This window comes from Terriglobales bacterium, assembly GCA_035487355.1.
Lineage (GTDB): Bacteria > Acidobacteriota > Terriglobia > Terriglobales > Acidobacteriaceae > QIAW01.
Genome location: DATHMF010000039.1, coordinates 1 through 12,353, shown reverse-complemented (window position 1 = coordinate 12,353; position 12,353 = coordinate 1). Strand labels below are relative to the sequence as shown.

The 12,353-nt window shown below is 54.0% G+C and carries 15 protein-coding genes; 9 read left to right on the top strand and 6 right to left on the bottom strand.

Annotated features, from left to right (window positions below; genetic code table 11):
• Nucleotides 1-15 precede the first annotated feature (15 nt).
• Nucleotides 16-804 carry an endonuclease III gene (gene nth, locus VK738_09070; protein HTD22791.1) on the bottom strand — a complete coding sequence of 263 codons (789 nt, stop codon included), beginning with the start codon at nt 802-804 and terminating at the stop codon, nt 16-18.
• Nucleotides 805-1,145: 341 nt separating this feature from the next.
• Between nth and hemQ the strand changes: the two genes are divergently transcribed.
• The 5 genes from hemQ to VK738_09045 all read left to right on the top strand — a co-directional run bounded on the left by hemQ (nt 1,146) and on the right by VK738_09045 (nt 3,957).
• The gene (gene hemQ / locus VK738_09065; GenBank protein ID HTD22790.1) at nt 1,146-2,018 is read left to right on the top strand and encodes a hydrogen peroxide-dependent heme synthase; all 873 of its coding nucleotides are present in this window, start codon (nt 1,146-1,148) and stop codon (nt 2,016-2,018) included.
• Nucleotides 2,019-2,065: 47 nt separating this feature from the next.
• Nucleotides 2,066-2,464 (top strand): hypothetical protein, encoded by a 399-nt coding sequence (locus VK738_09060; GenBank protein ID HTD22789.1) that lies wholly within the window; start codon nt 2,066-2,068, stop codon nt 2,462-2,464.
• A gap of 154 nt (nt 2,465-2,618) precedes the next feature.
• Nucleotides 2,619-2,846, top strand: coding sequence for a hypothetical protein (locus VK738_09055; protein ID HTD22788.1), 228 nt, complete (start codon nt 2,619-2,621; stop codon nt 2,844-2,846).
• Nucleotides 2,847-2,900: 54 nt separating this feature from the next.
• A complete protein-coding gene (locus VK738_09050) occupies nt 2,901-3,155 on the top strand; it encodes a hypothetical protein (protein ID HTD22787.1) in 255 nt (84 codons plus the stop codon).
• 169 nt (nt 3,156-3,324) lie between these two features.
• Entirely contained in the window at nt 3,325-3,957 is a 633-nt protein-coding gene (locus VK738_09045; protein ID HTD22786.1) for a DedA family protein, read from the top strand.
• 121 nt (nt 3,958-4,078) lie between these two features.
• Here VK738_09045 and VK738_09040 read toward each other — a convergent pair whose 3' ends face one another.
• A complete protein-coding gene (locus VK738_09040) occupies nt 4,079-4,924 on the bottom strand; it encodes an SDR family oxidoreductase (GenBank protein HTD22785.1) in 846 nt (281 codons plus the stop codon).
• Nucleotides 4,925-5,171: 247 nt separating this feature from the next.
• On the opposite strand from VK738_09040, the gene VK738_09035 reads away from it, so the two are divergent.
• Together VK738_09035 and VK738_09030 are read left to right on the top strand one after the other, a co-directional pair.
• Nucleotides 5,172-6,533 (top strand): inositol-3-phosphate synthase, encoded by a 1,362-nt coding sequence (locus tag VK738_09035; protein HTD22784.1) that lies wholly within the window; start codon nt 5,172-5,174, stop codon nt 6,531-6,533.
• 362 nt (nt 6,534-6,895) lie between these two features.
• A complete protein-coding gene (locus VK738_09030; protein ID HTD22783.1) occupies nt 6,896-8,203 on the top strand; it encodes a M48 family metalloprotease in 1,308 nt (435 codons plus the stop codon).
• Between the two features lie 74 nt (nt 8,204-8,277).
• Here the strand turns inward: VK738_09030 and VK738_09025 are convergent, their stop codons facing one another.
• The 4 genes from VK738_09025 to VK738_09010 all read right to left on the bottom strand — a co-directional run bounded on the left by VK738_09025 (nt 8,278) and on the right by VK738_09010 (nt 11,342).
• Nucleotides 8,278-9,732, bottom strand: coding sequence for a GAF domain-containing protein (locus tag VK738_09025; protein HTD22782.1), 1,455 nt, complete (start codon nt 9,730-9,732; stop codon nt 8,278-8,280).
• A gap of 285 nt (nt 9,733-10,017) precedes the next feature.
• Nucleotides 10,018-10,263 (bottom strand): hypothetical protein, encoded by a 246-nt coding sequence (locus tag VK738_09020; GenBank protein HTD22781.1) that lies wholly within the window; start codon nt 10,261-10,263, stop codon nt 10,018-10,020.
• A gap of 193 nt (nt 10,264-10,456) precedes the next feature.
• Entirely contained in the window at nt 10,457-10,714 is a 258-nt protein-coding gene (locus VK738_09015) for a zf-HC2 domain-containing protein (GenBank protein HTD22780.1), read from the bottom strand.
• Between the two features lie 7 nt (nt 10,715-10,721).
• Complete coding sequence (locus tag VK738_09010) at nt 10,722-11,342, bottom strand: sigma-70 family RNA polymerase sigma factor (GenBank protein ID HTD22779.1); 621 nt, start codon at nt 11,340-11,342, stop codon at nt 10,722-10,724.
• A gap of 97 nt (nt 11,343-11,439) precedes the next feature.
• Here VK738_09010 and VK738_09005 point away from each other — a divergent pair, with 97 nt between their 5' ends.
• Both VK738_09005 and VK738_09000 read left to right on the top strand, forming a co-directional pair.
• On the top strand, nt 11,440-11,787 hold the full coding sequence (locus VK738_09005) for a cupredoxin domain-containing protein (protein HTD22778.1): 348 nt from the start codon (nt 11,440-11,442) through the stop codon (nt 11,785-11,787).
• A 206-nt stretch (nt 11,788-11,993) separates the two neighbouring features.
• Nucleotides 11,994-12,353 (top strand): hypothetical protein (locus tag VK738_09000; protein ID HTD22777.1); only part of this gene is annotated, 360 nt, incomplete at its 3' end.

Genomic DNA, 12,353 nt, shown 5'->3' with positions numbered 1-12,353 from the left:
CAGCCTGAAGGTGCTTTAAAGTTTGGCCGCTTTGTGAATCTCTACGGTTGACCAGGTCTTATCGCCGGCGTGGCAGATGTTTTCCAGCGGGCACTCGGCGCACTTCGGTTTGCGGGCGATGCACAGGGCGCGTCCGTGGTGGATGATCTGGTGGGAAAAATCAATCCACTTGTCTCGCGGAATGACCCCCATCAGGTCTTGCTCGATATTTTTCGGATCGTTATTTCTGGTCAGTTCCAGGCGGCGGGAGATGCGGTGCACGTGGGTATCCACGACCACGCCAACAGCTTTTCTGAACCACGAGCCCAGAACGACGTTGGCGGTTTTGCGTGCCACACCGGGCAGGCTCAGGAGCTTTTCCATGTCATCAGGTACCTGGCCGCCAAATTCGTTGACCAGTTTTTGCGCCGCCCCCACCACTGATTTGGATTTATTGCGAAAAAAACCGGTGCTGCGGATATCGGGCTCAAGCTGCTCGGGCTTGAGAGCGGCAAAGGCCTGGGGCGTTGGATATTTTCGGAAGAGTTCGGGCGTCACCATGTTGACGCGCACGTCGGTGCATTGAGCAGAGAGAATCGTGGCCACCAGTAGCTCCCACGCGCTTTTGTGGTGAAGGGCGCAGGTAACCTGGGGATATTGGGCATCCAGTCGCTTAAGGATTTCGGCAACGCGTTTGGGCGCAACCGGGTCGTATTCCCCCCCCAGTTTTTTTGACGTTGCGGATTTTTTGTCCGGCACGGATTTGGGGATTGCTTTGGCAGCCCGTTTGTTTTTTGCGGTTTTTGGCTTTTGGGTTAGTGGCATGAACTTATCTCATTAAATCCCAGCGTCGTCCCTACGGGACTCATGTCATTGTTTGCGCATACCCAGCGCTGAAGCGCTGGGCTATATTACGTCACCCCTTCGGGGTTTTGCTTTTCACATGCCACAAAACTCGAGTTCTGACACAAACCCGAGTTCTGAGACAACGCTTGCCTTCCAGGGCTGATGATGGCTGCAAAAGCAGATACGTCTTCCTCAGCATCATCCGTCGTTCATCTTCCGATTCCGGCTCATCCAACAATTCGAATTTACGACCTTTTGGGCAAAGCTGCCTGCGATTACAATGATGGGCAGGAACAAGACAGCTTATCAGGGGAATCCCGATGTCTTCCACTATGCAACCCACTACCATGCAAACTGCTCAGGTCCAACTGCCTGCGCTGCCTCTCACTATTGAAGGCACCAGCGTTCTGCACACCATGTTGCACTTTCGCTGGACCGAGTGGCGAAAGCTGGGCGAGCCCGCCCGCGCCGAACTGGTGAAAGAAGCTTCTCTCGCACTGGAACAGATGACGCACAATAGCGATGGGCAGAGTGCCTTGTTTTCTCTGCTGGGACACAAGGCTGATCTGCTCCTGCTGCACTTCCGCAACTCGTTTGATCAGCTCAAGGCTGCGGAGCTGCATCTTGCTCAGCTTCGACTCAGCGATTTTCTGGAGCCGGCCACATCGTATCTTTCAGTGGTGGAGTTGGGGCTGTATGAATCCACGGTGAAGCTCTACCGCGAACTGGTGGAGAAGGGAATTGCGCCGCACTCGCCGGAGTGGAACCGCGAGACTGAGCAAGTACTCCAGCGGCAGCGGGAGGCCATGCGTCCGCGTCTGTATCCTGATATTCCTCCGGCGCGTTATCTATGCTTTTACCCGATGGACCGCCGCCGCGGCGAAGAGAAGAACTGGTACACCCTGCCCATTGAAGAACGCCAGCGCCAGATGGAAGAGCACGGCATGGTCGGCCGCCGTTACGCCGGAACGGTGAAGCAGATCATTACCGGCTCCATCGGTTTCGATGATTGGGAGTGGGGTGTAGACCTTTTCAGCGACGATCCTCTGGTTTTCAAGCGGCTCATCTACGAGATGCGCTTCGATGAGGTCAGCGCTGTCTACGCGCTCTTTGGTACGTTTTACGTTGGCGTGCGCTGCCCGGTTTCGGGATTGGGCCGGCTGTTGAGCGGCGAGCTGCCGGCACTGAAGTAAGTTAACGTGTCAGTTGGAGTGAATGGGATAAGGAGGAGAGAACCCAAATGCCTGTTAAAAATGCGGCAATGATCATCATTGCGATAGCGATTTTGAGTTTATCCCCGGTCACCTGTCTTTCGCAGGTAGATCGCACTCCTGTTCGTCTCCACTTCCCACCGGGCAGGAATACGGCAACAGTCACAGGGATGGTGGGCGGAGAATCCACTGATTACTATGTAGTTCACGCCAAGGCCGGCCAGAAGTTGATCGTTCGCGCCGTTTCGCCGCATCAGTGCACCCACGTTATTGTTTACCAGGTAGAAGGCGATGTTCCCCTGAGCGAGAAGCCACAACGAATGGATCTGACACATTGGGATGGGAAGGCGCCGCGGACAGGCGATTACCGGATCGAAATCACGGCCTTTCCGGATGACGACTACACCTTGTACGTCACGGTCCTGTAGTAAATGAGGTGCAACGTAAGGGGGGCTTGGAACCCAAGTCTGATCGCGCCAACTCCTCGCGGCCGCTATAAATCTCAATTGACGAGGTTCAGATGTGCCGTTACTCTGTACAATGCCACTCACAACAGAGCCAGGCAGAAAAGGCTGAAAGTCAATGGCGGTCAAGGCGATCTTATTGGGGCAAGTGTGGCGCAGTAATGCCAACGGTCAGAACTATTTAGTCACTAAGATTTACAGCGAACTGTTTACGCAGTATGCCATGATGCGTCCGGCCGACACCGATGCCGCCCAGGCGGAGACGGTGCGGGTGAAGGTGACCAAAAACACTGACAGCGTCTCTCTGCCGGGCTATACCTATACGCAGGAATCACAAGATTTTTGATTGCGATGAGTTTTTCTTCCTTGGGGGTTGCGTTTCGCAACCGGAATCGGAGCTATGCCTCAACCGTTTAGCTGTCCGCATTGCGGCTCGCACGATTACTCGATCATCCTCACAGGATGTGATGTGGCCGGCGCCACTCTGCAGGAAGATTTTGCCTGGAATGCCGAGCGCGGCGATTATTCCTCCGGTGGCACGGTGATCCTGAGCAGCGAGTCGGTGGAAAACGAAGGCGGAAGCGCGGTTTGCCTGCAATGCGAAAAAGATGTATCGGAAGCCGTAGCTGAGTATGAGAAGCAGCAGGAGGCTTGAAGAACAGCTACAAGCTCTCAGCTCCAAGTTCCAAGGAAGAAGGCTTTTTAGCTCTTGGCTTTTAAGCTTTTAGCCAAAAGCAAAAGCTCACCGCAGAGAACGCGGAGTTAGGCAGAGGCTTTGGAAGCTTTGCCCTGATATCCAGCAAAGGACATTAGAACGTTAAATCATGATCTCTAAAATTCTCGCCGCATTAAGTACTTTTATTATCGCGGTAATTTCTTCAGCAGGATATCTGGGCATTGTGTTGTTGATGGCCATTGAGTCGGCCTGTATTCCACTGCCTTCGGAAGTCATCATGCCGTTTTCCGGCTATCTGGTTTCGCAGGGACGTTTTAGCCTGGTTTTGGTGGCTACCGCCGGGGCCATCGGCTGCAACCTGGGCTCGGAGCTGGCCTACATTATCGGATACTTCGGCGGCCGTCCCCTGGTGATGAAGTTTGGCCGGCTCATCTGGCTGAGCGAGCACGAAATCGACTGGGCGCATAACTTCTTTGTGCGCTACGGCAGCATCACTGTTTTCATCGCCCGTTTACTTCCTGTGGTCCGAACGTTTATTGCTTTGCCCGCCGGCATTGCCCGCATGCCCCGGCTGCGCTTCCATATCTACACGTTTCTTGGCTCCTGGCCCTGGTGCTTTGGTCTTGCCTACCTGGGCATGAAAGCCGGCGAACACTGGGGCTACCTGCGCGAATATTTCCACAAATTCGATTTCGTTATTGCCATTGTGCTGGTCGTGGGAGCAACGTGGTTTATGTGGTCGCGATGGAAGCATCGTATAAAAACAGCTCCAAGCTCCTAGCTGCAAGCTCCAAGCAGGTGAGGGCATGCTGCGTCGTGCACAGCCGGGGACACCTCCACCACATCGCGCGAAACGCGCGCCGGGGACCCCGGGGGCTGTGCCACACAAGCCAAGCAGAAGATCAATCAATGCGATAGGTTTTGGCCATCATCTTTTCATAAATCTTCCAGGGAAGCAGCTTGCGCAGCCAGTATCCTATGGCGGCATCGCTGCCAATGCGATAACGCAGCCGCGGATTAGGATGGCTTGCAATGTCAGTAATGAGACACGCAACTGGGTGGGCATCGTGCTTGGGCACGCCTTTTTGTACCCACTCGGCAAAGCGCCGAGCGCGCTCGTGATTGGGTGATTGTGGCGACAGGGCGTATGCCCCGATGCGGACGTTGCGGTCCCATATGTCGGTCTTGAATGCTCCCGGCTCTACCAGCACCACGCGAATTCCTAATGAGCGCGTCTCGATGCGCAGCGCCTCGCTCCAGCCTTCCAAGGCAAACTTTGAGGCGGAATAGCTGCTCACCACCGGCTGTGCCACCAGGCCGCTGATGGAAGAGACCATGATGATGTGTCCGGAGCGCTGCTTTCGCATGACCGGCAAGACTGCTTGCGTCATGGCAACATGACCAAAGAAGTTGGTATCAAGCTGCTGGCGGATCTCTTCCAGCCGCATGTCTTCGGCGAAGCCGCTCATGGCAAATCCAGCGTTATTCAACAAAACGTCAATGCTCTGATGGTCGCGAACAATTCCTGCGACGACTTCGGGAAGGGAAGCGAACTCGGTGATGTCCAGTTTGCGGACTTCAACCCTATCTTGAACTCCGGCCGCTTTGGCGGCTTCATCCAGACGCTGTCGGCGTCCCAGGTCGCGCATGGTCGCTACGACGAAAAATCCGTCTTTAGCCAATTCCACCGTACTCAGCAGTCCGATTCCGCTCGATGCCCCGGTAACAACTGCAATTCTCGCTGTCATTTGCAAAACTCCCCCTGCTATGGCCCGCGATAAAGCTCTTTCAAAGATACACGTTTCTCATTGAGGTTGAGTGGGCCAGGGGGCTCGGCAAAGCCGCCAACCTTGCTTCCCGCCCGGTAGAACCAGAGCAGGCAACGGTTTTTTGCGATGTCATTTGCAAAACTCTCTCTGATACGAGAAGATAAGCGATTGTCATTGGCCTGCAGTTTTGGGCTGTGCATTTCTAATTTTCCTGCTAAGGACCTTCATGGCCACACACGCGAAAAAACAAAGTAAAAAGACAGTATCGAAGAAAGCGGAGCATATTGCTCCGGCAAAAGGCAAGCTGGGCATCATGATTCCCGGCATGGGAGCGGTGGCCACAACCTTTGTGGCTGGCGTAGAGGCCGTACGCAGCGGCTTGGCTAAACCCATCGGCTCGCTCACCCAGATGGGCACGGTTCGCCTGGGCAAGCGCACTGACGGGCGCTCTCCGATGATTAAGAAGTTTGTGCCGCTGGCCGATCTCAGCCAGCTTGTCTTTACGGGCTGGGACATCTTTGAAGACAACATGTATGAAGCTGCGCGCAAGGCCGGAGTGCTGGAGCGCAATCTGCTCGACCAGATCAAGCCCTTCATGGAGTCGGTGAAACCGATGCCCGCGGTTTTTGACCACAATTATGTTCGCCTGCTCGATGGGCCGAACGTCAAAAAGGGTCCAAACAAAATGGACCTGGCGGAGCAGGTGCGGCAAGACATCCGCGACTTTAAGAAGTCTTCGGGCGCCGACCGCCTGGTTGTGATGTGGTGCGGCTCGACGGAAAGCTACATCGAGGCCTCGGCCGTGCACAAATCGGTGAAGAGCTTCGAGAAGGGGCTGTTGAACAACGATGAGAATATCGCCCCTTCGATGATCTACGCATATGCAGCGCTTTCTGAAGGCGTTCCTTTTGCTAACGGCGCTCCCAACTTAACCACTGACATTCCGGCGATGGAAGAGCTTTCACGCGCGAACAGTGCTCCCATCTGTGGCAAAGATTTCAAGACCGGCCAGACGTTGATGAAGACCGTTCTGGCTCCCGCGTTCAAGGCCCGCATGCTGGGGCTGAGCGGATGGTACTCTACCAATATTTTGGGCAACCGCGACGGCGAGGTGCTGGAAGATCCCGGATCATTCAAGACCAAGGAAGAATCGAAGCTGGGTGTCCTGGAGCACATTCTGCAGCCGCAGCTTTATCCTGAGCTTTACGGCAATATTTTTCACAAGGTCCGCATCAACTACTACCCACCGCGTGGCGACAACAAAGAAGGCTGGGACAACATTGATATCTTCGGCTGGCTGGGCTATCCCATGCAGATTAAGGTGGATTTCCTGTGCCGCGATTCCATCCTGGCCGCGCCTATTGTGCTCGACCTCGTACTCTTTCTTGACCTGGCCCAGCGCAGTTCGCAGTTGCGCGACATCGGCATCCAGGAGTGGCTCAGCTTCTACTTCAAATCTCCTATGACTGCGCCCAAACTCTATCCTGAGCATGATTTGTTTATTCAGTTGATGAAGCTGAAGAACACCTTGCGGCATTTAAAGGGTGAAGAGTTGATTACGCACTTGGGGTTGGAATACTACGACTAAAAATGCTTTAGGCTAGCGTCGGCGAGACGCCGGCGCTACTGCCATCTTACCTTTTACTCTTTCTTTACAAATCCATGACACATCTATATGTGCTGGCATATAGATTGGGGGTAGGTAGAACGGGTAGAAATTCTACATACTTCGCCCGCCAAACTTGATAAACAGGGAAATTTGGATTGCCAGGTAACCCGCACCTGTTTTTCAGCGTCAAAGATAGGTAAGGTAATCTATCTCTAGAAATACGGATTTTATGGACTATAATCAAGGGATTCCGGGTCAAAAGCTCGAGAATGCCCTGGTGTCCGCGTTTTGCAGCCGGCGCGGGCTATCCTGCTGATAAGGCTGGCAAGGGGAGCGTTTCCATGAAAAGCATTTTTAACCTGAGACCCGTACTGACTACGGTTCTTCTGGTTTCTTCCTTCTTCTGGACGAACGGCAGCTTTGCCCAGAGTGCTTCATCCAACGACAGTAAACCGGCAGTAGCAAAAACTGCACCGTCAACAACTATCCCGGCCGGGTCGCAGTCTCTTCCGGCAGCTTCGCAAACGCCCCCGGCGGCATCTCAGCCAGTGCCAGCAGCTACGCAACCGGCGCTCACGGGTGATACACAGACGTCCCCGTCAACTGCAACTCCGGCGATTGCTAACGATCAACAACCTGCAACAACCGACGCTCAGCAACCCGCAGGCACAGACGCACAGCAGGCAAACCAAAAAGACACCTTCAAGCACGACGGCGGCAAGGACGACGTTGATGCTATCGGCAACCGCAAAGGTGTGGGTGGACGCGGCTTAGGCAACTGGTACTCGTATGAGAAAGAAATTGCTTTGGGCAAGGAGTACGCCCAACAGATCGAGGCTTCGTCCAAACTGGTGCAGGACCCGGTGGTGAATGAGTATGTCAACCGCGTCGGGCAAAATCTGGTACGGAACTCCGATGCCAAAGTCCCCTTTACCATCAAGGTAATTGATTCCGATGAAGTCAACGCCATGGCTTTGCCGGGCGGGTTCTTTTATGTGAATTCCGGCCTGATCCTGGCGGCTGACAATGAAGCCGAACTTGCCGGAGTGATGTCGCACGAGATTGCTCACGTTTGCGCCCGTCACGTCACCCGCCAGATGACTCGCAGCCAATGGGCGAATTTTGCGACCCTGCCTCTGATCTTTGTAGGTGGAGGCGCAGGCTATGCTGCTCGCTTGGCCGCTGATCTGCTTGTGCCCGCCACATTTATGAAATTCTCGCGCGGTTTTGAGGCCGAGGCCGACCACCTGGGCGTGCAGTACATGTATCACGCCGGCTACGATCCGCAGCAGTTTGTCTCCATGTTTGAAAAGATGGAGAGCCTGGAAAAGAAGAAACCGGGTACCATCGCAAAAATTTTCGCCAGCCATCCGCCGACTCCTGACCGGATTGAAGCAACGCAGAAAGAAATTTCCACCATCCTGCCTCCACGTGACAGTTACATCGTGAACACCTCAGAGTTTGACGACGTAAAGTCGCGCCTGGCAGCCCTCGAAAACAAGCGTAAGCTGGATGATTCGAAAGATGCCAACAAGCCCACTCTGCGCCGTGCCAGCAGCAGCCCGGATAGCACGAACCCGAGTGACAGCAGCAAGACTGGCGATGATGATCGTCCAACGCTGCATCGCCGCGACGACGATCAGCACTAAAGATCAGTTTTGGAAAAACTCCCTCCTGGGCGCGCTTGGCGCGCCCTATTTTTTGTCGTCAATTCCTCTAAGAATTAACTGGAACGGCTGGTGTTATTGGGAATGCCGCGGTCTTCCGCGATGCGGGTCAGCAGGACCCGTACAAGTTCCAACTCGGAGGCGCCATCGGCAGGATAGGTAGCGCTGGCATAATGGCTCACAATCGGAGGCGATGTAGGTTTTTCTTCTGCGCGGATCTTTCCCAGCGCGTCGTTGAGCTTGTTGGCAACACTATGCAATTGCTCCGCGCCGGTTTCAGGAAGAACCAGGACAAAGCGGTCTGGCCCATAGCGGCAGATGCTATCTACACCGCGCATGAGCATCTTGAGCGATTGTGCGACCTTGCGCAGGACCGTATCCCCATGCTCAAAACCGAGCTTGGCATTAAACTGGGCGAAATTCTTAAGTTCAATCATCAGCAGAGAAAACTGTTTGTGATAGCGATTGCTGCGCGCTATCTCTTCTGCCGCCAGCACGTGAAAATAACGCTGGTTGTAAAGGCCCGTGAGGGAATCGGTGTGGGTGATGCGCCGCAGCTCTTCCCCAAGCTGCACGCTGCGGATGGCGGTGGCGCACACGTCAGCCGCTGCCTGCGCAATGGAGCGGTCATCGGCGGCAAAAAAATGCGGCGCCGAGTGGGCAACCACCAGGGCCCCCAGCGTCTCGCCAAAGGAAATAAGCGGAATACACAGCTCCGAACCGCTTCCGGCAAAGCACGCCGGCCATTGCGCCCGGTCACTGATATCGTTCACTACAACATTCATGCGTGCGGCAAATGCTTCCGCCAGAATGCCGGAGCGCTCCGCAACCGCAAAATTTTCCGGCTGAGGCTCGCCTTTTCCGGCGTGCGCCCGCAACGCCAGCCTGCCTTCGCGATCGCGCAACAGGATGCCGATTTCGGCATCGTCGAAGGTGTCTTCAATCAGGTCGGCAAGATTTCCCAGAAGCTGCTCCAAATCGTTGGCCGCGGCCGCGGAGCGGGCAATCAGGTTGATAAGTTCAATCTGCCGCATGCGCCGGCGTTCGGTGGAATACAGACGGGCATTTTCCAGGGCGACTGCGGCCTGCGCTGCAAAAAGCGTGAGCAAACCGATCATCTCGTCGCTGAAGAAATCAAGTTTCTCGCTCCCAATGCTGAGCACGCCGATCGCTTCCTCACGTACCAGCAGAGGCAGGGCAAGTTCGCTGCGGACCTTGGGATCGGCGGGAACATATTTCGGGTCGGTGCGAACATCGGGAAGATAGATCGGCATTTTATTTTGGGCGACGCGTCCGGTAATGCTTTCCGGGCCCAGCTTGATCTGGGAATTTGTAAAAGCGTCGCTGTAACCGATGTGGGCGCGGCAATAAAGGTCACGGGTTGCCGGGTCCACGAGAAAAACTGCTGCATTGGCGGTCCCAAAATAATTGCGTACGACTAAGAGAATCTGGTGCAGCACGGTATCCACATCCATGCTGGAAAGGATCATCTCCGTGGATTCCTGCAGCACTGCGACTTCTCGGATACTCGGATGTACGGGTTTCAACCGGCGGGACCTCGCGCAAGTTTTGAATTGAAGAGAGGCTATTAATTATATGTCGAAGCGATTATATGTCGAAGTGGAAGTTCCGTGAAGGATTTCAGGTGGCGGAGTTGGTTCGTACGCAAGCCCAGACCAAAGATCCTGTTGTCTGTGGAAAATGCGGAGCTGGCAGGATTCTGGAAACCCGTGGCGGGTTTGGACTACTCCGCGAACGACTGACTCAGCAGTCGCCAGACCTGGCAATGCGATAGATCAAGCAGCTTCCACATGCCGGTTTTCCGCTGTTTCTGCTTCTGCGGCAGGTTCATATGAGTGCCCGGAGACCACTTTCATTTCGCGCCAATCATAAGGAAATTCTTTCCCGCAATCCAGGCAAACCACATACGTTCCAGTTACAGCCGCAGCTTCAGAGCGGTGCTGACCTCGCCGTGTCGTAATGGGGAAGCTGTAACGCTTGTGCCAGCATCCGAAAAGCATGTCAAATACATTCGCTATCATCTACCATCCTGGGGAAGAGGCAACGTGTTTTACTTCGAGGGTGCTGCCTGAAGCCTCTTCCGGCTTCTGACTATTTAGATGAAGGGTCATAGGAGGAAGTTGCAAGAAAGCATCAGTAATGTAAGGTGATTGTAAAGAAAGGTATACCCGGCAATGCAGAATTGGGAAGTTTGCAGCGAGGCTGGAAAGAGGGTTAGATTTTCTTTTCAGGATTTTTTTTATGAGCGGCGCATTTGGACATAATGGCTGAGCGGAGCCGGCTGCGCAAATCATCAGGGATTTCGTACAACTCCGAGTCGCGATAAATCTCGATGGTTTGCTTGGTTGTGCTGACCACAACGTAGCAGTTGTGGCACCAGTGCAGGTGGTCTTCCAGTTCGGCGCGTGTCTTGTCGTCAATCACGCCGTCCAGGTAATCGGTAAGCTCTTGCAGAAACTGAGAGCATTTCACAGTTAGGTTAACTCCGGCTCGATTTTTTTCCAAAAAACTTACTCAAACGATCACGCAACTGCAAACGTGCGCGCAGCAGGCGTGATTTTACAGCAGGTACGCTCAATTCGAGCGCGTCGGCTGTTTCTTCCGTCGAAAGTCCTTCTACGTCACGTAAAACAAACACCGTACGGAAAGTGGGCGGCAAGCCCTGAATAGTCTTGCCCAGGATCTCCTTGAGCTCCGACTGATCATAAAGCTGCTCCGGGTTCGGAGACCAGTCCGCAATCTCGCGGGGAATCGCATCATCTTCCGTCTGCACATCTTCGTCAATAGAAACCGTCTTCGCTGTGCGCCGCTTGCGCAGCCGCATCAGGGCTTCATTGACCGCAATCCGCACCAGCCATGTATAAAACTTGGATTGCTCCTGAAAGCTCTCCAGGTTCGTATACGCCTTCAGGAACGCATCCTGCACAACATCCTCAGCGTCCTCGCGGTTCTGCGTGATGTGCTGCGCAATACGGAAGACGTTGCGATCATAACGCTTCACGAGCTGCTCGAAGGCACTAATATCGCCTCGTTTGGCGGCTTGTACCAGCGCCAGCTCGTCAGTTACAGCTTCCGTTCCTTTGGATTGGATGGGGGGCATGCTAGTGGGATTCAAAGAATTCATCTCCTATTGTATCTGATAGACGTGCCAGCCAGAACTCCAGCTTATGGTAATTTTGTAAGCGGAGAGCAATCGGATGCAAAAATTAGCCATGGTCTCAATTCTTGCCTTTTTATTAATGGCCGGATGCAACCGGCAGCCCAAGCCGGAAGCGGTACATATTCAGGTCACCAGCCATAAATACGCCTTTGAGCCGGCGGTGATCCGTGTAAAAAAGGGCCAGGATGTGACCTTGGAAATTTCCACTACCGACGTCCAGCATGGCTTTGCTGTCGAGGAGTTGGGTATTGACGAATCCATCCAAAAGGGAAAACCCGCTCTGGTGAACTTCAAGGCTGACAAGGCAGGCGAGTATAAGGTGAAGTGCTCGATTATTTGTGGTCCTGGGCATGACCGTATGCAGGGCAAAATTGTTGTGGAATAGAGTTAAGAAAGTTTCCTTATTTCTAGCTGCGGAGCCCTCAGATAAAAGTAACGTTACCCCAGTAACGTTACCGGCTCCTCCGGCTGGTAACGTATTGACACAATGGCAAATACACCTAATAATCCACATATATACCTGAGCAGTCTCGCTCAACCCCCGAGAGCGAGGGGCAGTGTTGTTAATATACAAAGCAGATAGGCATTCCCATGGCGGACTCGCAAGAAGTTAAAGCAATCGTTGAAGGCGTTGTCGCGAAAGTATTTGATAAGCGCATATCCGAACTGCGCAAAGATCTGCATCGCGGTGTAGGAGAGAGTTTGAGCAGCCGCGTCTCTGAGCTGCAACTGGATGTTGAGACCGGCATCACTGAGGTTTTCAACTCCCGCGTGCAGGAGATCAACTCCCAAATTTCCAAAAACGTTGCTGATGTTCTCAATCATCAGGTTTCCGACCTGCAAAAGGAAGTAGAGCAGGGGGTCACCCAGGTCATTGACACCCGGGCCGCCGAGATCCGCAGCCATATCGAGCAAGGTATGTCAGAGGTGCTGAACACACGCGCCCATGAC

Excerpts from the sequence above, each read along its gene's own strand:
- nth (HTD22791.1), bottom strand. The coding sequence starts at position 804 with ATGCCACTAACCCAAAAGCCAAAAACCGCAAAAAACAAACGGGCTGCC.
- hemQ (HTD22790.1), top strand. The coding sequence starts at position 1,146 with ATGTCTTCCACTATGCAACCCACTACCATGCAAACTGCTCAGGTCCAA.
- VK738_09060 (HTD22789.1), top strand. The coding sequence starts at position 2,066 with ATGCCTGTTAAAAATGCGGCAATGATCATCATTGCGATAGCGATTTTG.
- VK738_09055 (HTD22788.1), top strand. The coding sequence starts at position 2,619 with ATGGCGGTCAAGGCGATCTTATTGGGGCAAGTGTGGCGCAGTAATGCC.
- VK738_09050 (HTD22787.1), top strand. The coding sequence starts at position 2,901 with ATGCCTCAACCGTTTAGCTGTCCGCATTGCGGCTCGCACGATTACTCG.
- VK738_09045 (HTD22786.1), top strand. The coding sequence starts at position 3,325 with ATGATCTCTAAAATTCTCGCCGCATTAAGTACTTTTATTATCGCGGTA.
- VK738_09040 (HTD22785.1), bottom strand. The coding sequence starts at position 4,924 with ATGACAGCGAGAATTGCAGTTGTTACCGGGGCATCGAGCGGAATCGGA.
- VK738_09035 (HTD22784.1), top strand. The coding sequence starts at position 5,172 with ATGGCCACACACGCGAAAAAACAAAGTAAAAAGACAGTATCGAAGAAA.
- VK738_09030 (HTD22783.1), top strand. The coding sequence starts at position 6,896 with ATGAAAAGCATTTTTAACCTGAGACCCGTACTGACTACGGTTCTTCTG.
- VK738_09020 (HTD22781.1), bottom strand. The coding sequence starts at position 10,263 with ATGATAGCGAATGTATTTGACATGCTTTTCGGATGCTGGCACAAGCGT.
- VK738_09010 (HTD22779.1), bottom strand. The coding sequence starts at position 11,342 with ATGCCCCCCATCCAATCCAAAGGAACGGAAGCTGTAACTGACGAGCTG.
- VK738_09005 (HTD22778.1), top strand. The coding sequence starts at position 11,440 with ATGCAAAAATTAGCCATGGTCTCAATTCTTGCCTTTTTATTAATGGCC.